15 protein-coding genes and 2 pseudogenes are annotated in these 18303 nt (G+C 66.5%); 9 read left to right on the forward strand and 8 right to left on the reverse strand.

Going from position 1 to position 18303, the window contains the following annotated elements; genetic code table 11:
- Positions 1-51: 51 nt before the first annotated feature.
- Positions 52-196: pseudogene (locus AQJ67_RS49525) on the forward strand (IS256 family transposase); the annotation flags it as partial.
- A 656-nt stretch (positions 197-852) separates the two neighbouring features.
- On the opposite strand, the pseudogene AQJ67_RS49530 reads toward AQJ67_RS49525, so the two are convergent.
- Together AQJ67_RS49530 and AQJ67_RS24810 are read right to left on the reverse strand one after the other, a co-directional pair.
- A pseudogene (locus AQJ67_RS49530) lies at positions 853-1446 on the reverse strand (serine/threonine-protein kinase); the annotation flags it as partial.
- Between the two features lie 1216 nt (positions 1447-2662).
- Positions 2663-3376, reverse strand: a complete 714-nt coding sequence (locus AQJ67_RS24810) for a DUF5324 family protein (RefSeq protein ID WP_062721279.1) — start codon at positions 3374-3376, stop codon at positions 2663-2665.
- Positions 3377-3702: 326 nt separating this feature from the next.
- On the opposite strand from AQJ67_RS24810, the gene AQJ67_RS24815 reads away from it, so the two are divergent.
- Together AQJ67_RS24815 and AQJ67_RS24820 are read left to right on the forward strand one after the other, a co-directional pair.
- Positions 3703-4236, forward strand: a complete 534-nt coding sequence (locus tag AQJ67_RS24815; RefSeq protein ID WP_062721606.1) for a peptidylprolyl isomerase — start codon at positions 3703-3705, stop codon at positions 4234-4236.
- Between the two features lie 120 nt (positions 4237-4356).
- Positions 4357-5244 carry a rhomboid family intramembrane serine protease gene (locus AQJ67_RS24820; protein ID WP_062721280.1) on the forward strand — a complete coding sequence of 296 codons (888 nt, stop codon included), beginning with the start codon at positions 4357-4359 and terminating at the stop codon, positions 5242-5244.
- Positions 5245-5524: 280 nt separating this feature from the next.
- Here AQJ67_RS24820 and crgA read toward each other — a convergent pair whose 3' ends face one another.
- Positions 5525-5779: a cell division protein CrgA gene (crgA, locus tag AQJ67_RS24825; protein WP_062721281.1), complete on the reverse strand. Its 255-nt coding sequence runs from the start codon at positions 5777-5779 to the stop codon at positions 5525-5527.
- A gap of 141 nt (positions 5780-5920) precedes the next feature.
- On the opposite strand from crgA, the gene AQJ67_RS24830 reads away from it, so the two are divergent.
- The 5 genes from AQJ67_RS24830 to AQJ67_RS24845 are packed head-to-tail and all read left to right on the forward strand — an operon-like array spanning position 5921 to position 9684.
- A complete protein-coding gene (locus AQJ67_RS24830; RefSeq protein WP_079056149.1) occupies positions 5921-6697 on the forward strand; it encodes a DUF881 domain-containing protein in 777 nt (258 codons plus the stop codon).
- 29 nt (positions 6698-6726) lie between these two features.
- Positions 6727-7440, forward strand: a complete 714-nt coding sequence (locus tag AQJ67_RS24835) for a class E sortase (RefSeq protein ID WP_062721283.1) — start codon at positions 6727-6729, stop codon at positions 7438-7440.
- Between the two features lie 17 nt (positions 7441-7457).
- Positions 7458-7655: a hypothetical protein gene (locus AQJ67_RS46985; protein WP_167366221.1), complete on the forward strand. Its 198-nt coding sequence runs from the start codon at positions 7458-7460 to the stop codon at positions 7653-7655.
- Entirely contained in the window at positions 7652-8290 is a 639-nt protein-coding gene (locus AQJ67_RS24840) for an aminodeoxychorismate/anthranilate synthase component II (protein WP_062721284.1), read from the forward strand. The genes AQJ67_RS46985 and AQJ67_RS24840 overlap by 4 nt, the downstream gene beginning before the upstream one ends.
- Positions 8287-9684, forward strand: a complete 1398-nt coding sequence (locus AQJ67_RS24845; protein WP_062721285.1) for a class E sortase — start codon at positions 8287-8289, stop codon at positions 9682-9684. Before AQJ67_RS24840 ends, AQJ67_RS24845 begins: the two co-directional genes overlap by 4 nt.
- Here the strand turns inward: AQJ67_RS24845 and AQJ67_RS24850 are convergent.
- Positions 9677-10921 carry an RNA-guided endonuclease InsQ/TnpB family protein gene (locus AQJ67_RS24850; RefSeq protein WP_062721286.1) on the reverse strand — a complete coding sequence of 415 codons (1245 nt, stop codon included), beginning with the start codon at positions 10919-10921 and terminating at the stop codon, positions 9677-9679. The two genes, AQJ67_RS24845 and AQJ67_RS24850, sit on opposite strands and share 8 nt — an antisense overlap.
- Before the next feature lie 155 nt (positions 10922-11076).
- Between AQJ67_RS24850 and AQJ67_RS24855 the strand changes: the two genes are divergently transcribed.
- Entirely contained in the window at positions 11077-11832 is a 756-nt protein-coding gene (locus AQJ67_RS24855; protein ID WP_208615037.1) for a class E sortase, read from the forward strand.
- A 92-nt stretch (positions 11833-11924) separates the two neighbouring features.
- On the opposite strand, the gene AQJ67_RS24860 is transcribed toward AQJ67_RS24855, so the two are convergent.
- The 4 genes from AQJ67_RS24860 to AQJ67_RS24875 all read right to left on the reverse strand — a co-directional run bounded on the left by AQJ67_RS24860 (position 11925) and on the right by AQJ67_RS24875 (position 18292).
- The gene (locus AQJ67_RS24860; RefSeq protein ID WP_062721287.1) at positions 11925-12974 is read right to left on the reverse strand and encodes a restriction endonuclease; all 1050 of its coding nucleotides are present in this window, start codon (positions 12972-12974) and stop codon (positions 11925-11927) included.
- Between the two features lie 200 nt (positions 12975-13174).
- Positions 13175-15199 (reverse strand): Stk1 family PASTA domain-containing Ser/Thr kinase, encoded by a 2025-nt coding sequence (pknB, locus tag AQJ67_RS24865; protein WP_062721288.1) that lies wholly within the window; start codon positions 15197-15199, stop codon positions 13175-13177.
- A gap of 169 nt (positions 15200-15368) precedes the next feature.
- Positions 15369-16844 carry a peptidoglycan D,D-transpeptidase FtsI family protein gene (locus AQJ67_RS24870; protein WP_062721289.1) on the reverse strand — a complete coding sequence of 492 codons (1476 nt, stop codon included), beginning with the start codon at positions 16842-16844 and terminating at the stop codon, positions 15369-15371.
- Positions 16841-18292, reverse strand: coding sequence for an FtsW/RodA/SpoVE family cell cycle protein (locus AQJ67_RS24875; protein WP_062721290.1), 1452 nt, complete (start codon positions 18290-18292; stop codon positions 16841-16843). Before AQJ67_RS24875 ends, AQJ67_RS24870 begins: the two co-directional genes overlap by 4 nt.
- Positions 18293-18303: the final 11 nt, after the last annotated feature.

Raw genomic sequence — 18303 nt, forward strand, 5'->3', positions numbered from 1 at the left:
GATCAGAGCGCAGTCGTGTTGGGATCACGACGCGGAGTGCGGCGTCGGTCGGCGTACGTTGAGGTGCACACGAAGGTCACCAAGTGCGCTGACAGTGCGGCCCCCGCCCTGGCCATGGTGTTCAAGCCGGTCGAATCCCCAGGCCCGGTGGCGGGCCGTGAAGGCTCCCCACCTCGCCGCCCTCGTTCGTGCCGGAAAAACCGGTTCGAACGAGGGCAGCTCATCTAGCTTTGACGGCGGCACCAGTGGCCGGTGGACGGGTCTAGGGCTGTGATCATGGCGGCGACCGCCGAAAGGGCCGTCAGTGGGCCGATGACGAAGACGATCACCGGGGGTCCCTTCGTCGCCGCTCCCACCCCCAGAAGGAATAGGTACAGCAGGGTCACCGCGCCGCCAGCTGTCGCGATCACCCAGCGTCCGGCCACCTTGCGCCGGAGAAGCAGCAGCGCGCCCGTGACGAACCAGGCCGCCCATGACACGCCCATCAGCGGCTGAGCCTGCGCTAGGACCGGGCCCGCTGCAGCGCACAGCAATGCCAGCGTGATTGCGGCGGTCGCGCTCCTGCCACCGTGCTTGATCGTCACCGGGCGGCTCTCCGGCCCCGCTTGGCCCGCTGCGGCTGGCACACCGCGAAGGTGTGCCGTAGCCCTCGACGTCGCAGCGCGGCGGCCTGGGAGCGCGCCGGGGGGTGGCGTGGAGGTGGATTCTCGCAGCAGCTCGCGGCATTCGACGGCGGAAGGCCGCTCGGCCGGCTGCAGGGAGGTCATCCGATCCAGCAGCATCAGCAGGTCCGGGGGGGACCGAGTCGCGGTCCTTGGGGGCGAGCAGCCCGGAGGAGGCGCGCGTGCCGGTGACTTTCTCGACCAGGACCAGGCCCAGTGCATAGACATCGGAGGCGGGGGTGGCGGGTTCGCCGTCGAGCTGTTCGGGAGCCATGTAGGCAGGGGTACCGAACCCCATCCCGGGTGCGGTGACGGTACGCGTGATGGAGTTGTCGTCGCGCGCAATGCCGAAGTCCATCAGCACGGCGGTCCCGTCCGCGCGGATCATGATGTTCGCGGGCTTGACGTCCCTGTGAACGATCTTCACGTCGTGGATGTGAGCGAGCGCGTCCGCCAGGCTCGCTCCGGTTTCAACGACCGAGTTCACTTGCGCGACATCCCAAGTCGAGCCGGCCAAGAGTTCCATCACGACGTACGGCACTGAGTGGCCGCCGTGTTCAATCGTTCCGGCGTCGTGGACCGTGACGATGCTGCGGTGGTTCAGTTTGGCGAGGGTCTTGGACTCGCGTGCGAACCGGCTGGCTGCTTCCGGGTACTGAGCGATGCCAGTGATGAACTTGATGGCGACTAGCCGGTCAAGAGTCTGGTCCAGTGCCTCCCAGACTTCACCGAAGCCGCCGCTGCCGAGCGTGCGTAACAGCTTGTAGCGGCCTGCGATGGTCATGTCTTCGCGCACGCTTCTCCCTGAACCTCACGGGCCTTGATACGTCTTCAGTTGATGTTGACCCAACAGCCCGTGACTCGGTAGGGGCCGCAGGCGAAAAGTCAGCTTCCGCATGCGGCGAGCGTCACACTGGGAAGTGCGGGAGTGGCCGGCTGGACCAGATGAGTTCGCAGCTGAACTCGACCGCTAACGTCATGTTCGGCGAAGCTTGAACACTGACCCTCGGTCGGAGCTCAGCCGCAGGGGTGAAGTGAGAGTGTCCGTTGCGGCGCCCCGATGCCTCGCCTCGCGGAGTGAAGACCGTGACTGCTCGGCTGGGGAAGGTGGGAGCGTTGGTTCCCTTTTGGCACACATGTGCACTAGGTCCCGGTGGTGCCCAGGTCCGACGTACCAGTCCGCCAAACCCTTGAGTAGCCGGTCAGAGGCGCATCAGAATCAGAGGCCTTCGCTTGGGGGCAGGGGCCCGACATGCTGTTCGTGGGGTGTGGTCGGAACATCAGGCGAAGTTTGCGATAGCACTGTCAGTTCAGCGGCTTGCGATCGCAGGGATTATGGGCCTGTGGAAGATCAAGGTCGGTCCAAGGTTCGTGGCTGCAACGGCTGGCAGGCCCGTGCTGACGTGTCAGCACGGGGCGCGGATCGAAGGGGATCGAGCGGGATGCAGGAGTATGGAACAGGAGTGTTTGTCCGGGTTCTCCGGCATTTCCGCAGGTCGGGAAGGTAACAATTTCGGGTTCGACTCCCCTAGGCTCCACACCTCGGACCGGTCAGACGCTTCACCGCCTCTGGCCGGTCTTCGCATGCCCGGACCCGAACGGGCGCGACGCCCCGGGTGACGTGCGTCACGTGAAGCGACGTGGCGTCATTGCAGATGTTTGCGCAAATGCCCGCGACGAGTGGTGACGTCGATGGTTGCGCAGGTCGTGGACATGATGCCGGGGTGGGCGCCCGGGTGCGGGGGGCCCGTGTGAGCTGGTGTGCATGCCTTCGCGTAATCAGGCGGACGCATGCCGTTAAGGAAATCTGCGCGGGACCTGCACATGGCGGCCGTTGCAAACGTCATCGTGGAGGGCGGGCGTAAACACGCACCGTCGCGCAGTCGCCTGGTGGAACCCGGTCGGTGTTCCACGTGAAACATCACTGTGGGGCGGGAGACCCTCAAGTCTCCCGCCCCACAGTCCAGTTCGATGCCCAGGGCCGTCACCGGCCCTTCACATCACCGGCCCTCGTCGCGCCGGGCCGCCTCCTCCTCGGCTTCCTTCGCCTGCACCTCAGGATCGAGAACAGACTGGCCGCTGCCGTCCACCGACGACAGACGATTCGCCTCGGGGACCTCGGTCGCAGCCGGAGGCTCGACCAACCAGTCAGGGTTGGCCTGCTTGTCCCACCACTTCCAGGCCGCGAAAGCGCCGCCCGCCAGAACACCGAGCACCGCCAGCATCTTCGCGGCACGGCCCGCCTTGGCACGCCGCTGATGCTTACGGACCAGCTTCTGGATCTCCTTCGGCGAGACCTGACCGCGCAACGCGGCCAACGCGGCCGCACCACGCGCAGTGGCCTCGTCCCTGACGGGCCCGGCCGCGGCCACAGCCTGCTCCAGCTTCGGCCGGGAGTAGACGGCGGCCTGCCGGGCAGCCTGACGCGTACGGACGGCAGCCTCATGGGCAGCCTGGTCGACCTTCGGCGGCACATGTGCACGGGCCTGCTCCAGGCGTGGCGCGACATACGTGCCGTACTGCATAAGGGCCTGCGCGCGGGCCTGCTCGGTGGCCTGCGTCACCTTCGGCGCGAGCCGTACGCGCGCCTCGTGCGCGTAGTGCGTAGCCCTGTCCTTGGCGGTGTCGGCGTAGGGCGCCACCACTTCCGCGGCGTGCAGCACGCTGTCCTTCGCCGAGCCGGTCGCGGCGCGCACGCTGTCGATGCGGGTCACGGGTTTCCTCCTCCTCGGTGGCGTACGGTAATTCGACTTTCCACCCTTTTACGGATCATGCCTGCCGGAACGCTCTGCGGCATGTGAGGGCGGGCATATGGGTGCCGATGTGCTTGATCAAGTGCAATAACGGACCAATGCGGGGCAACGTGGCTTGTCGTCGACAATGCCACGGTTCTTCCCGTCGCGCCCCCGCCACGGACCGACTCGATGGGTTTTCTGCAAGGAATCAGCCCGGTTGCGTGCGGGTGAACGAACGCCGGGCGACGGACACCCACGTCCATGCGAGGATCGGAGGGTCACAGGAAGACAACGGAAGGCAGATCGTGGCCGAGCAGCTCTACGCCACCCTGAAGACCAACCACGGCGACATCGAGGTCCGGCTCTTCCCGAACCACGCGCCGATCACGGTCAAGAACTTCGTCGAACTTGCCCAGGGCGAGCGTGAGTGGACGAACCCCACCACCGGCGAGAAGTCCACGGCCAAGCTCTACGACGGCACGGTCTTCCACCGCGTCATCAGCGGCTTCATGATCCAGGGCGGCGACCCCCTCGGCAACGGCACCGGCGGCCCCGGCTACCAGTTCCAGGACGAGTTCCACCCCGACCTGCGCTTCGACAAGCCCTACCTGCTCGCCATGGCCAACGCCGGGCCCGGCACCAACGGCTCCCAGTTCTTCATCACGGTCTCCCCGACCACCTGGCTGAACCGCAAGCACACCATCTTCGGCGAGGTCACCGACCCCGCCAGCCAGAAGACCGTCGACACCATCGCCGCCGTCCAGACCAACCCGCGCACCGACCGCCCCGTCAACGACATCGTCATCGAGTCGGTCGTCATCGAAACCCGCGAGAGCTGAGACCGCGACGCGCACAGCGCCCGACACCTCCCACAGGGAACCAAACGCCCCGCTCGTCCGTAAGGATGAGCGGGGCGGTGCATGAGGACGTGCACCGCGTACGACGACCTAGGGGACCTCATGGACCAGCCGGCAGGCAGCCCGCAGGACGCCCAGAGCCTGCCCGTCTGCTACCGCCACCCGGACCGCGAGACCGGCATCCGCTGCACCCGCTGCGAACGCCCCATCTGCCCCGAATGCATGGTCAACGCCTCCGTCGGCTTCCAATGCCCCAACTGCGTCCGCACCGGATCCGGCACCGGCCGCGCCCCCAGCGCCTCCCAGCCCCGCACCCTGGCAGGCGGCACCCTCACCGCCGACCCCCGCCTCCTCACCAAGATCCTCATCGGGATCAACCTGGCGATCTTCATCGCCGTCCAGACCAGCGACGCCCTCCGCAACGACCTGGTCCTCCTCGGCGCATGGCCACCGGCGCCGTACACACCCACCCAAGGCGTCGCGGGAGGCGAGTGGTACCGCCTGGTCACCTCGATGTTCACCCACGAGGCACCCTGGCACCTCGGCTTCAACATGCTCAGCCTCTGGTGGCTCGGCGGCCCCCTGGAAACCGCCCTCGGCCGCGCCCGCTACCTCACGGTCTACTTCGTCTCCGGCCTCGCAGGCAGCGCCCTCGCCTACCTCCTGGCCTCACCGACCACCGCCACACTCGGCGCCTCCGGCGCCATCTTCGGCCTGTTCGGCGCCACCGCCGTCCTGATGCGGCGCCTCGACTACGACATGCGGCCGATCATCGCCTTGCTGGTGATCAACCTGATCTTCACCTTCGCCCCAGGATTCAACATCTCCTGGCAGGCCCACATCGGCGGCCTCGTCGCCGGCGTGATCACGGGCTACGCGATGGTCCACGCCCCACGTGAGCACCGGGCGCTGATCCAGTACGGCACATGCGCGCTGGTCCTGGCTGTCGTGGTGCTCCTGACCCTGCTCAGGACTGCCCAGCTCACTTAACGCGCCCTGTTGTCCACAGTGGGTGCCGGATCTTGTGCACATTGTGCGGGAACAGCTGTACCCCCTGTCACCGAGCCGCGTTTCCGCAGGTCAGGCAGGGGGTGAACAGGTTTTCGATTGCGGGCGCCGGTCTGTTAATTCGTCACACCGGCGTCAACGGTCGATGAGTTATCCACAGATCGTCTTTCTTTTTCAACACTGTGGACAACGGCTGTGGATAACTCAGCGGATAGCCCTGGGCAGAGCTGCGTTCACCGTGAAGTGACCGCCCGTTCGGCGGCTACTTCCACTGGGTGGAGACGCCGAATCCGGCGGCGATGAAGCCGAAGCCCACCACGATGTTCCAGTTGCCGAGGGCGTCGATGGGCAGCGAACCGTCAGTCACGTAGAAGACGACGATCCAGGCCAGGCCGATGAGGAACATGGCCAGCATCACGGGCGCGACCCAGGCGCGGCTGTTCAGCTTGATGGCTGCCGCCTGCTTCGACGGCGGCGGCGTGTAGTCGGCCTTCTTGCGGATACGTGACTTCGGCACGAGGGTCTCTCCTGTCGATGCGCTGCGTGGCCGCGCAGGGAACTGTGGCTGGCTCGGGGCAGCGTACAAGGGGACTCTGATTGCTCCCCCGGGCGTCCGTTAGCGTAGTGCTTCCGCGGCGCCGAAGGAGATAAGGGTACGTTGAGCAATTCTGCCGACTCCCCCGGGACGGGATCCAGTCCTGTCCGTGGCCGATTCCGGCCGGTGCGGGTGCTGACCGCGGCCGTCTTCGCTCTCGCGGGGCTCATTTTCTTCACCAGTTTCAACACGGCCAAGGGCACCAACATCCGTACGGACGCCTCGCTGCTGAAGCTGTCGGACCTCATCCAGGAGCGCAGTCACAAGAACGGTCAGCTCAATGAGTCCAACGCGGTCCTGCGGGATGACGTGGAGGCGTTGGCCGAGCGGGATGACGGCAGTACCCAGGCCGAGGACGACAAGCTGGCGGCGCTGGAGCGGAACGCGGGGACGCAGAAGCTGTCGGGTGAGGCGATCTCGGTGACGCTGAACGACGCTCCGCCGGACGCGACCGCGAAGCTTCCCGGCTATCCCGAGCCGCAGCCCGACTACCTGGTCATTCACCAGCAGGACCTGCAGGCCGTGGTCAACGCGTTGTGGCAGAGCGGCGCCAAGGGCATCAAGGTCATGGACCAGCGGTTGATCTCGACCAGTGCGGTGCGCTGTGTGGGTAACACCCTGATTCTTCAGGGGCGGGTCTACTCGCCGCCGTACAAGATCACGGCGGTGGGGGACCCGGAGAAGATGCAGACGGCGCTCGCGGCTTCGCCGGCGATCCAGAACTACATGGTGTACGTGAATGTCTACGGTCTTGGCTGGAAAGTCACCGAGGACGGGACGGTGACTCTGCCGGGTTACTCGGGCACAGTGGATCTGCAGTACGCCAAGCCTGTGGAATGAGCCCGCTCTAGTCCTCTCTGGAGCTGCCGGTGCGTGTCGTCGTCAGGACCGTCAGCGAGCTGTGCATCACTGTGGGCTCTGTGATCGTCCTGTTCGTCGTCTATGTGCTGTTCTGGACCGGTGTGAAGGCCGATCACGTCATGGACGATCAGATTGATCGGTTACAGGAGCAGTGGGCGCAGGGGGCGGTGCGGCCCACGGCCGCGGCTCCCGGCAGCGAGGCCGGTCAGGGCAAGGGCGCGCAGGCGAGTCCGCCGACGCCCGCGCCGTACTCTGCGGACAAGCCTTTCGCGATCATGTACATCCCGCGTCTTGGTTTCACGTGGAACAAGCCGGTGCTCGAAGGCACCGCCACCGGGACCTTGAAGAAGGGGCTCGGTCATTACGCGAGGACCGCGCAGCTGGGGCAGAAGGGGAACTTTTCGGTGGCCGGTCACCGGCGTACGTACGGTGATCCCTTCAAGGACTTGCCGAGGCTGAGGCCCGGTGACGCCGTGGTCCTGACCGACGGGACCACCTGGTTCACGTATCGGATCGACAAAGGCCCTTACAAAACCCTGCCCACGGACATTGAGGTGATCGACGCTGTGCCCCGTAAGTCGGGGTACACGCGTGAGGGCCGCTATCTCACTCTGACCACGTGTGATCCGGAGTGGGGGCACAGTCACCGGCTGATCGTGTGGGCCCATCTGGACTCCACCCAGCCTGTGGAGGCCGGGAAACCGGAGGCGTTGCGCCGTTAGTCTGTTGGCTGTACGGCGTGAGTCTGGTGCCGTGGTGCGACGAAAGGGACGGCATGTACGGCTGGATCTGGCGGCATCTGCCGGGGAATGCGTGGGTGAGGGCGCTGATCTCGCTCGCTCTGGTCGTGGCCGTGGTCTACGTCCTGTTCAACTACGTCTTCCCGTGGGCCGAACCGCTGCTGCCCTTCAACGATGTGACGGTGGACAACCAGTGAGCGCGCGCATTCTGGTCGTGGACAACTACGACAGCTTCGTCTTCAACCTGGTCCAGTACCTGTACCAGCTCGGTGCCGAGTGCGAGGTGCTGCGCAACGACGAGGTGTCGACGGCGCATGCCCAGGACGGTTTCGACGGTGTGCTGCTGTCGCCGGGGCCGGGGACGCCGGAGGAGGCGGGGGTGTGCGTGGACATGGTCCGGCACTGTGCCTCGACCGGCGTGCCGGTTTTCGGTGTGTGTCTCGGTATGCAGTCGATGCAGGTGGCGTACGGCGGTGTGGTGGACCGTGCGCCGGAGCTGCTGCACGGCAAGACCTCGCTGGTGGAGCACGAGGGCAGGGGTGTCTTCGCGGGCCTGCCGACGCCGTTCACGGCGACTCGCTACCACTCCCTGGCGGCGGAGCCGGGGACGGTGCCGGCCGAGCTGGAGGTCACGGCTCGTACGCACGACGGGATCATCATGGGGCTGCGGCACCGTGAACTCCGGGTCGAGGGTGTGCAGTTCCACCCCGAGTCGGTCCTGACCGAGCATGGGCACCGGATGCTGGCCAACTGGCTGGTGGAGTGCGGCGACCAGGGTGCGGTGGCAAGGTCTGCGGGGCTCGCCCCGGTGGTGGGCAGGGCCACGGCGTGACCGCGCTGCGCCCCGAGCGCGAGTCCGGCGCCTCGTACGGGGAGTCCTTCACGGACTCCTACGGCGGCGCCGGCGACCAGGGCACCTCGTACGGGCAGCAGCCGTACGAGGGCTCCGGTGCGCTCGGGGAGTGGCAGGGCGGGGAGGACTACGTCACGCAGGGGCAGGGGCAGGGGCAGGGGCAGGGGCAGGCGCGGGGCCAGGGGGTCGAGGGGTTCGGCGCTGCGGGGTACGGCGGTGATGGCTACGGCGGTGAGGGCTTTGCCGCTGACGGTCATGCCGCGGACGCCTATGGGAGTGACGCCTACGGGAGTGACGCCTACGGGGGTGACGACTATGGGGGTGACGACTATGGGGGTGAGGGGTATGGCCCCGGCGCCTATGAGGAGCCGTATGAGGCGGCGTCGTACGAGGAGCCGTATGCGGAGCCGTACATACCTCCGGCGGACGACGAGACCGTAGCGCTGCGGATAGCGGATCCGCCGACTGCGGGTGCCGGCGAGTCCATATCGGCTTCTGCCGCCTCTTCCGTCACTTCGACCACCGGAACCCCGACGGGTGGCCGTGCGGCCCGTAGAAAGGCGGCCAAGCGGCGTCATGGGCGCCATGGGGGTTCCCGGCCGGCGTCGGAGGGCGAGGAGACGGAGTCGGGGTCGGGCTCGGAGAGTTCCGGTGCGCCGCTCTCGCGGGTGGAGGCCCGTAGGCAGGCCAAGGCGCGTAAGCCCAGTCCGGGGGTGCTGGCCAGCCGGGCGATCGGTGAGGTGTTCATCACCACCGGTGTGCTGATGCTGCTGTTCGTGAGCTACCAGCTGTGGTGGACGAACGTCCGGGCGCATGCGCAGGCGGACAAGGAGGCGAGCAGCCTTCAGGACGACTGGGCGAGCGGCAAGCGCAATCCCGGGACGTTCGAGCCGGGGCAGGGCTTCGCCATCCTGCACATCCCGAAGCTGGATGTCGTCGTCCCGATCGCCGAGGGCGTCAGCAACAAGAAGGTGCTCGACCGGGGCATGGTCGGTCACTACGGCGAGGGCAAGCTGAAGACGCCGATGCCGGACGCCAAGACCGGGAACTTCGGGTTGGCGGGGCATCGCAACACCCATGGTGAACCGTTCCGGTACATCAACCGGCTCTCGCAGGGCGACGAGATCGTCGTGGAGACGCAGGACAAGTACTTCGTGTACAAGATGGCGTCGATCCTGCCGGTGACGTCGCCGAGCAATGTGAGTGTGCTGGATCCGGTTCCGCCGGGGTCGGGGTTCACCAAGGCGGGCCGCTACATCACACTCACCACGTGTACGCCGGAGTTCACCAGCAAGTACCGGTTGATCGTCTGGGGCAAGATGGTCGAGGAACGGCCGCGCAGCAAGGGCAAGCCGGATGCGCTCGTCAGTTAAGGGCAGTTGGCTTCCTTCCCCTCCTCCGGGAGGGGAAATCCTGCGGCTCGCGCCGTAGGGCTTCCTGCTTCGTCGCCGACTGCCCGCCCGGAGTGCTCCGTTGAGGTCTTACACCGGCTCCACAGGCCGACACCGCCAACCCGGCGGCCAAGAGGTTCTTCGCTGCGTTCACGTCCCGGTCGTGGGCCGTACCACAGCTGGCGCACGTCCAGATACGGACGTTGAGCGGCATCTTGTCCTGCAAGCTGCCACAGGTGGAGCAGAGCTTGGACGAAGGGAACCAGCGGTCGACCGCGATCACTTCGCGGCCGTACCAGTGGGCTTTGTACTCCAGCAGGCTCCTGAACTCGCTCCACGCCGCATCGGAGATGGCGCGGGCGAGGCGGCCGTTCTTCAGCAGGTTCCGAACGGTGAGGTCCTCGATCACGATCGTTTGGTTTTCACGAACGAGGCGAGTGGTGATCTGATGCAAGTGGTCACGCCTGCGATCGGCGATCCGGGCGTGGACCTTGGCGACCTTCCGGCGCGCCTTCTCCCGGTTGTTGCTGCCTGTGGCTTTGCGGCCATGCTGCCGCTGGGCCTTGGCGAGGCGGCAGCGGTCACGCCGTTCATGCCGGGGATTGGTGATCTTCTCTCCGGTCGACAGGGTCAGCAGGTGGTCGAGCCCAGCGTCCACGCCGATCGCCGTGCCGGTGGCCGGGAGCGGCTTGACGGACGGATCCTCGCACAGCAGGGACACGTGCCAGCGGCCCGCGCTGTCCTGGGACACGGTCACCATGGACGGCGATGCGCCTTCTGGGAGGGAACGGGACCACACGATGTCCAGCGGTTCCGTCATCTTGGCCAGGGTCAGCTTTCCGTTCCGGAACCGGAACGCGCTGGAGGTGTACTCCGCGGATTTTCGGGACCTCTTCTTCGACTTGAACCGCGGGTATTTGGCCCGTTTGGCGAAGAAGTGGGTGAATGCGGCCTGCAAGTGCCTCAGACACTGCTGGAGCGGGACGGAGGAGACGTCGTTGAGGAATGCCAGATCCTCAGTCTGCTTCCACGCCGTCAGCATCACCGATGTTGCGTTGTAGTTGACCCGTTCCTGCCGCAGCGCCCACGCCTCAGTACGTGCCGAGAGCGCCAGGTTGTAGACCTTTCTCACGCATCCGAACGTGCGCGACAGCTCCGCTGCCTGCTCATCGGTCGGATAGAAGCGGTACTTGAACGCCCGCTTCACATGAGTGGACATGGCTCACAAACTATCATGTCATCTTGTGAGTGCCTGACGAATTATCAGTGGTGGACGCCGAATCGTCCTGGCGACGACTTGGCTCTCCCTGCCCTGTTCTGCAGGAGTACGTTTCCTTCCCGGCCTGAAGGCCAGGGCATCCACGGAGGACCCCGATGAACGTGGCAGCGACTACTGAAGGCGCACCAGAGGAAACCAATGCGCCCCCGCCACGCCGCCGGGGTATGGGCCGGGGCGCGATGGCGGTCAGCGTGTTCGGGGAACTCCTCATCACGGCGGGCCTGGTGCTGGGTCTGTTCGTCGTCTACTCGCTGTGGTGGACGAACGTCGTCGCCGATCGCGCGGCGGCGAAGCAGGCCGACAAGGTGCGTGACATCTGGGCCCACCAGGACGACGAGGGCTCCGGTCGTCCCGTCGAGTTCGACTCGAAGAACGGCATCGGCTTCCTGCATGTGCCCACGATGAGCGGTGACGACATCCTGGTCGAGAAGGGCACGTCGACGAAGATCCTCAACGACGGCGTCGCCGGCTACTACACCGACCCGGTCAAGGCGACCCTGCCGACCTCGGGGAAGAAGGGCAACTTCTCCCTGGCCGCGCACCGTGACGGGCACGGGGCGGAGTTCCACAACATCCACAAGATCGAGAAGGGCGACCCGATCGTCTTCGAGACGAAGGACAAGTGGTACGTCTACAAGGTCTACGGCATCCTCCCCGAGACCTCGAAGTACAACGTCAAGGTCCTCTCCGCCATCCCGAAGGAGTCGGGCAAGACGAAGGCGGGCCACTACATCACGCTGACGACCTGCACGCCGGTGTACACGAGCCGGTACCGGTACATCGTGTGGGGGGAGTTGGAGCGGGTGGAGAAGGTGGATGCGGAGCGGACGTTGCCGGAGGAGTTGCGCTGACTGAGCTCCTTGCAGGAGGTCGGTCACCTAGCATGGTGGAGGCCCGAAGCCGCAACTTGTCTTTGCGGCTTCGGGCCCTTGGCGTGTGAGGTCTATCGCAGGGCCGGGAGGCGGGCGCCTGCGCTCCATGCCTCCAATTCGTCGCGGTTTACGGTGACGACTCCGCTCAGGTCAGCGATTGCTTGTGCCTCGCTGCTGAAGTTGCATGTGGCGACGAAGAGCGCGATATCCACCTGCCCGATCGCGCATGCCGCTCCGGCGAACTTCTGCATCTCGGCGCTGGGGACGGACACACGGCCGGTCCGGTTCTTGCACTGGACGGCCACGCTGCGGCCGTCCGCGGTGTGCCCGGTGATGTCGATACCCCGGTCGCTGCGGGCCTGTCGTACGACGACGCCCATGCAGCCGTCCCGGCGCAGCAGATCAGCGACGTGGCGTTCGAAGGCCTGCCAGGTCATGGCTGCGATGGAGGCGCGTACCTGGTCTGTCGGTGACTCTCCTTCCAGGGTGCTGATCCGCCGGTGGTGCCAGCACAGTTTGCGCTCGACGTTCTGGATGTCCTCGCGGAGCTCGATGAGTTCGCGGCGGTGTTCGCCGGAGGTGGCGATCAGTGCGTTGAACATCGGCACTACGGTCTTGCCGAGGATGTGGGTGATGCGCTGGTCGATGCGGGCGATGCGGTCGTCGAGGGAGGCGATGTCGGTCGGGGGCGGGTTTTCCACAGGCTGTGTGCGGGCCGCGTACTCCATGTCGAGGAGGTACGCGCGCACCTGACGTGCGACGTCGCTGTCGCGGAGGAGCATGGCGATGTTGAGGACGGCGCGCCGGGAGTAGATGGTGAGGCTTCGACGTGCCTGTGGATGACTGCCCAGCGAGAGTGACACGTTGTCACTCTCGAATTTCCGCAGGTCAGAGCCGCGCAGTACAACCATCCCGTTGACTTCCAGCTCTTCGCGGTGGCGTTTCGTGAGCTGCCGGATGACATCGGTGGTGACCCCGAAGTACGCCGCCACCATCGCCGTAGTCACATGCATCCCGTCCGGCAGCAGTGACAGCGCCTTCACCCTGTCGAGGACGTCGGTTCGTTCCAGCACGCTGTCGCGCAGGCTCTTGGACTCCAGCAGTGCCGATTGGTCGATCACGTTCTGCCCTTCCGTTCACGGTGTAGCCGTATGGCTGGGGCAGAGCTCTGGGTCCCCACCCCACCCGGTCAACGAGCCGTGAAGTGGGAAGGCACGAGCGAGAGGGGAACGGGTTTCCGAGCCTCGCCGGTTCGCGGCAGGGACATGGCTGAGCCCCGGCACCCTGTCAGGGCGCCGGGGCTCGGTTGTGTGCGGGAGGGTCAGTCCTCCGTGCGGGCGGACGTTCCCGTCACGCCGCCGAAGATCTGGCCGCCGTTGTTACCTCCGTTGTTGCCGCCGTTGCCTCCGGCGCCGAAGGTGGTCAGGGTCACCTGCGTGTTCGCCGGGTCGTCGACCTGTTGGTTGCCCTTCGGGTCCTGGTCGGTGACGAAGGCGGTGTCACTCTGGTCGCTGCCGTCGGCGAACTGGATGTTGGTGAAGCCTGCTGCCTGCAGGGTTTGCTTGGCCTGGCCCACCGTCTGACCCACCACACTCGGCACCGGCGTCTTCTGCTGGGCCTGCTTGCCGATCTGGATCGTCACCGTCGAGTTCTTGTCCGCCTGGCTGCCCGCCTCCGGCGAGGTCGCGATGACCTTGCCGACCTGGTTGGGGTCCTGGGTCTCGACCTCGGTGCAGTTGCCGACCAGGTCGTTGGCCGTCATCTGGGCCTTTGCCTCGTCGCAGGTCTTGCCGAGGACCGCCGGGACGGTGGACTTCTCCTCTTCCTTGGCGACGGTGAGGGTGATCGTCGAGCCCTTCTCGACCTCCTCGCCACGCCGCGGGTCCTGGTCGAGGACGGTGCCGGGATCGTCGGAGGACACCTCACGTGTCTCCGTCTTGATCTCGAAGCCGTAGTCGTCGCCCTCGAGCTGCGTCTTGGCGTCTTCCAGGCTCAGGCCGATCACGCTCGGCACCGTCACCTTCGGAGCACCGGTCGAGATGACCAGGTTGACGACGGACTGCTTCTTCACCTTCTCGCCGGGCTGCTTGTCCTGAGTGCAGACCTTGCCCTTGACCTGGTTCTCACAGGGCTTCTGCGTGAACTCGAGCTTCAGTTCGGCGTTCGTGGCCGCTTGCCTGGCTTCGGGCTCGGTGTTGCTCACGAAGTCCGGAACGGAGGTGGTGTCGTTGGCCACCCCCTCCCCGTCGAAGATCCACTTACCGATCAGAACCGCGCCCACCAGCACCAGCACAGCCGCGACGACCAGCAGGATCGTCGAGGTGTTGGACTTCTTCTGGCGGCGTCGGTCGATGCGGTCGTCGTAGCCGTAGCCGCCGTCGTCCGGGTTCATGGGCGGCAGCATCGACGTGGCGCCGGCGTCCGTGGCGCGCAGGGCCGTGGTCGGCTGGTCGTCGGGGTAGCCGCCGTAGCCGACCGAGCCCATCGCGGCCGTGGCGGCGACGGGCTGGCCGTCGAGGCAGGCCTCGATGTCGGCGCGCATCTCGTCGGCCGACTGGTAGCGGTAGTTGGGGTCCTTCGTGAGGGCCTTCAGCACGATCGCGTCCATCTCGGGCGTGATCTCGGGGTCGAAGACCGACGGGGCCTGGGCTTCCTCGCGGACGTGCTGGTAGGCCACGGCCACCGGGGAGTCGCCGACGAAGGGCGGGCGTACCGTCAGGAGCTCGTACAGCAGGCAGCCGGTCGAGTAGAGGTCTGACCTCGCGTCGACCTGCTCGCCCTTCGCCTGCTCCGGCGAGAGGTACTGGGCGGTGCCGATGACGGCCGCGGTCTGGGTCATCGTCATGCCGGAGTCGCCCATGGCGCGGGCGATGCCGAAGTCCATCACCTTGACCTGGCCGTTGCGCGTCAGCATGACGTTGGCCGGCTTGATGTCGCGGTGGACGATGCCGCTGCGGTGGGCGTACTCGAGGCCCTGGAGGATGCCGATGGTCATCTCCATGGCGCGCTCCGGCAGCAGCTTGCGGCCGGAGTGAAGAAGCTCACGCAGCGTGGAGCCGTCCACGTACTCCATGACGATGTACGGGATCGACACGTTGTCGATGTAGTCCTCGCCCGTGTCGTAGACCGCGACGATCGCGGGATGGTTGAGCGAGGCGGCCGACTGGGCCTCCCGGCGGAACCGGGCCTGGAATGACGGGTCGCGCGCGAGGTCCGCTCGCAGCGTCTTCACCGCCACGGTGCGGCCGAGCCGGGTGTCATGCGCGAGGTAGACCTCCGCCATGCCACCACGACCGAGCACCTGGCCCAGTTCGTACCGGCCGCCGAGGCGACGCGGCTCTTCCATAGCTACCTACCAGCCCTCTCCGTCGGTCCCGCCGTCACCCTTGTGGGTGTGGCGGTGGTCCGTCCGGGCATACCGTACCCGGCTCATCTTGTGTGACCTGGCCAAGCCCGTAACCCGATACAGGACCGGTATCGCAACGTGCACCGATGTGAAGGGGACGTGAGCGGGGTCACTTCTTGCTGTCGATGACCGCCTCCATGACGCTCTTGGCGATGGGGGCCGCGAGGCCGCCGCCGGAGATGTCGTCGCGGACCGCGTTGTCGTCCTCGACCACCACGGCCACGGCCACCGGCGAGCTGTTGTCGCTGAGCTTGGCGTAGGAGATGAACCAGGCGTAGGGGTTCTCGCTGTTCTCCACGCCGTGCTGGGCGGTACCGGTCTTGCCGCCGACCTTGACGTTCGGGATCCGGGCGTTCTTGCCGGTGCCGTCCTCGACGACCGTCTCCATCATCGACTGGAGGATCTGGGCGTTCTCCGGCGTCAGCGGCTGGCTGAGCTCCTCGGGGTCGGTCTTCTCGAGGGCGTCGAGGTTGTGCGTCTGGAGCTCGTCGACCATGTACGGCTTCATCAGGGTGCCGTTGTTGGCGACCGCCGAGGCCACCATGGCCATCTGGAGCGGGGTGGCGGCGGTGTTGAACTGGCCGATGGAGGACAGCGCGGTCTGCGAGGGGTTCATGTCGTCGGAGAAGACCGACGCGCTGGTGCGGGTCGGCGTGAACTGCTCCTCGGTGAAGCCGAACTTCTTGGCTTCCTCCAGCATCTTGTCGTTGCCGAGGTCGGAGCCGATCTTGCCGAAGACGGTGTTGCAGGAGTACTGGAGGGCGACCCGCAGGGTGGCGTTCTCGCAGGGGATGTTGCCCTCGTTGGGCAGCTTGGTGGTGGTGCCCTCCATGACCCACGGGTCCGGCGACTTCGTCTTCTCGTCAGCGGTCGTGTACAGGCCGTTCTCCAGGGCCGCTGCGGCGGTGACGACCTTGAAGGTGGAGCCGGGCGGGTAGACCTCGCGCAGCGCCCGGTTGAGCATCGGGTCGTCGGGGTTGTTCTTCTTGTCGAGCTTCTTCCAGGCCGCCGCGTCGGAGTCGCCGCCGCCGGCGATCGTGGAGGGGTCGTACGACGGGAAGGAGGCCAGCGCCAGGATCTTGCCGGTGGAGGGTTCGATGGCGGCTACGGCGCCCTTGCCGCCCTGCTTCTTCAGACCGTCGTAGGCGGCCTTCTGGGCGGCGGCGTTGAGGGTGGTGACGACGTTGCCGCCCTCCTTCTCCTTGCCCGTGATCATGTCGAGGGTGTTGCGGAAGAAGAGCCGGTCGTCGGTGCCGCTGAGGATGCCGTCCTGGATGGACTCCAGCTGGTTGGCGCCGTAGGCCTGCGAGACGAAGCCGGTGACGGGCGCCCACATGGCGCCGTTCTTGTACGTGCGCTTGAACTTGAAGTCGCCCGAGGTGGTCTCGGTGTGCCCGGTGATCGGGTTGCCGCCGACGATTATGTCGCCGCGGGGGGTGGCGTAGCGGGCGATGAGGACGCGGCGGTTGTCGGGGTCCTCGCGCAGGGTGTCGGCCTTGACGTACTGGAGCCAGTTGTCGCGGATGAGCAGGGCGAGGACGAGAAGGCCGCAGAAGATCGCGATCCGGCGCAGGGGCTTGTTCATGACGGGCGGACCACCTGGGTCATCTCGGCGTCGGGGTTGGGGGCGGGGGCGGGCGCCGGGCGGCGGGCGGTGTCGCTGATGCGGATGAGTACGCCGATGAGCGCCCAGTTGGCGATGACCGACGAACCGCCGTACGCGAGGAACGGCATGGTCATACCGGTCAGCGGGATCAGGCCCATGACGCCGCCGGCGACGACGAAGACCTGGAGGGCGAAGGCGCCGGAGAGGCCGACGGCGAGCAGCTTGCCGAAGGGGTCGCGGGCGGCGAGGGCGGTGCGCACGCCGCGCTCCACGATCAGGCCGTAGATCAGCAGGATCGCCATGATGCCGGCCAGGCCGAGCTCCTCGCCGAAGGTGGCGAGGATGAAGTCGGAGTTGGCGGCGAAGCGGATGAGTTCGGAGTGGCCCTGGCCCCAGCCGGCGCCGAGGGTGCCGCCGGAGCCGAAGGCCCACAGGGCCTGCATGGCCTGCTCGGAGTGGACCAGGCCGTCGCCGTTCGGGGTGCGGCTCAGCGTGTACTCGCGCATCGGGTCGAGCCAGGCCTGGACTCGGGTCTTGACGTGCGGTTCGAACCTGGCGACGCCGACCGCGCCGGCCGCGGACATCAGCAGACCGAAGACGATCCAGCTGGTCCGCTCGGTGGCGACGTACAGCATGATGACGAACATTCCGAAGAACAGCAGCGACGTGCCGAGGTCGGTCTCGAAGACCAGGATGAGGATGGAGATGATCCAGACGACGATGATCGGGCCGAGGTCGCGGCCGCGTGGCAGGTACAGGCCCATGAAGCGGCGGCTGGCGAGGGCGAGCGCGTCGCGCTTGACCATGAGGTAGCCGGCGAAGAACACCGCCAGCACGATCTTGGCGAACTCGCCGGGCTGGATGGTGAAGCTGCCGATCTGGATCCAGATTTTGGCGCCGTAGGTGATGTCGGCGCCGAGGCCGGGCACGAGCGGGAGCAGCAGCAGGAACAGCGCGCCGGCCATGGAGATGTAGGTGTAGCGCTGCAGTGTGCGGTGGTCCTTGAGGAAGATCAGCACGGCGATGAAGAGGGCGATGCCCATGGCCGTGTAGATCAGCTGGTTGGTCGCCTTGCCGCCGGCCTGTCCGATCTGCTGGAGCAGTTTCGACTGGTCCAGCCGCCAGATGGCGACCAGTCCGAGTCCGTTCAGCAGCGTCGCCAGCGGCAGCAGCAGCGGGTCCGCGTAGGGCGCGAACTTGCGTACGGCGAGATGGCCGACGCCGGCCAGCAGGCCGAGGCCCAGGCCGTAGCCGAGCAGCCCGGCGGGCACCTCGTCATGGATCGCCAGGCCCACGTTGGCGTAGGCGAAGACCGGAATGACGACCGCGAACACCAGCAGCGCGAGCTCGGTGTTGCGCCTGCTCGGCGCGCCGATCGCGCCGATCGTGGACGTGTGATGCGTCGGCGGGTTCGTAGTACTGCTCATCGTGTGACGGG

The organism is Streptomyces caeruleatus (assembly GCF_001514235.1).
Classification (GTDB): Bacteria; Actinomycetota; Actinomycetes; order Streptomycetales; family Streptomycetaceae; genus Streptomyces; species Streptomyces caeruleatus.

Excerpts from the sequence above, each read along its gene's own strand:
- AQJ67_RS24820 (WP_062721280.1), top strand. The coding sequence starts at position 4,357 with ATGGACCAGCCGGCAGGCAGCCCGCAGGACGCCCAGAGCCTGCCCGTC.
- AQJ67_RS24850 (WP_062721286.1), bottom strand. The coding sequence starts at position 10,921 with ATGTCCACTCATGTGAAGCGGGCGTTCAAGTACCGCTTCTATCCGACC.
- AQJ67_RS24855 (WP_208615037.1), top strand. The coding sequence starts at position 11,077 with ATGAACGTGGCAGCGACTACTGAAGGCGCACCAGAGGAAACCAATGCG.
- pknB (WP_062721288.1), bottom strand. The coding sequence starts at position 15,199 with ATGGAAGAGCCGCGTCGCCTCGGCGGCCGGTACGAACTGGGCCAGGTG.
- AQJ67_RS24870 (WP_062721289.1), bottom strand. The coding sequence starts at position 16,844 with ATGAACAAGCCCCTGCGCCGGATCGCGATCTTCTGCGGCCTTCTCGTC.
- AQJ67_RS24875 (WP_062721290.1), bottom strand. The coding sequence starts at position 18,292 with ATGAGCAGTACTACGAACCCGCCGACGCATCACACGTCCACGATCGGC.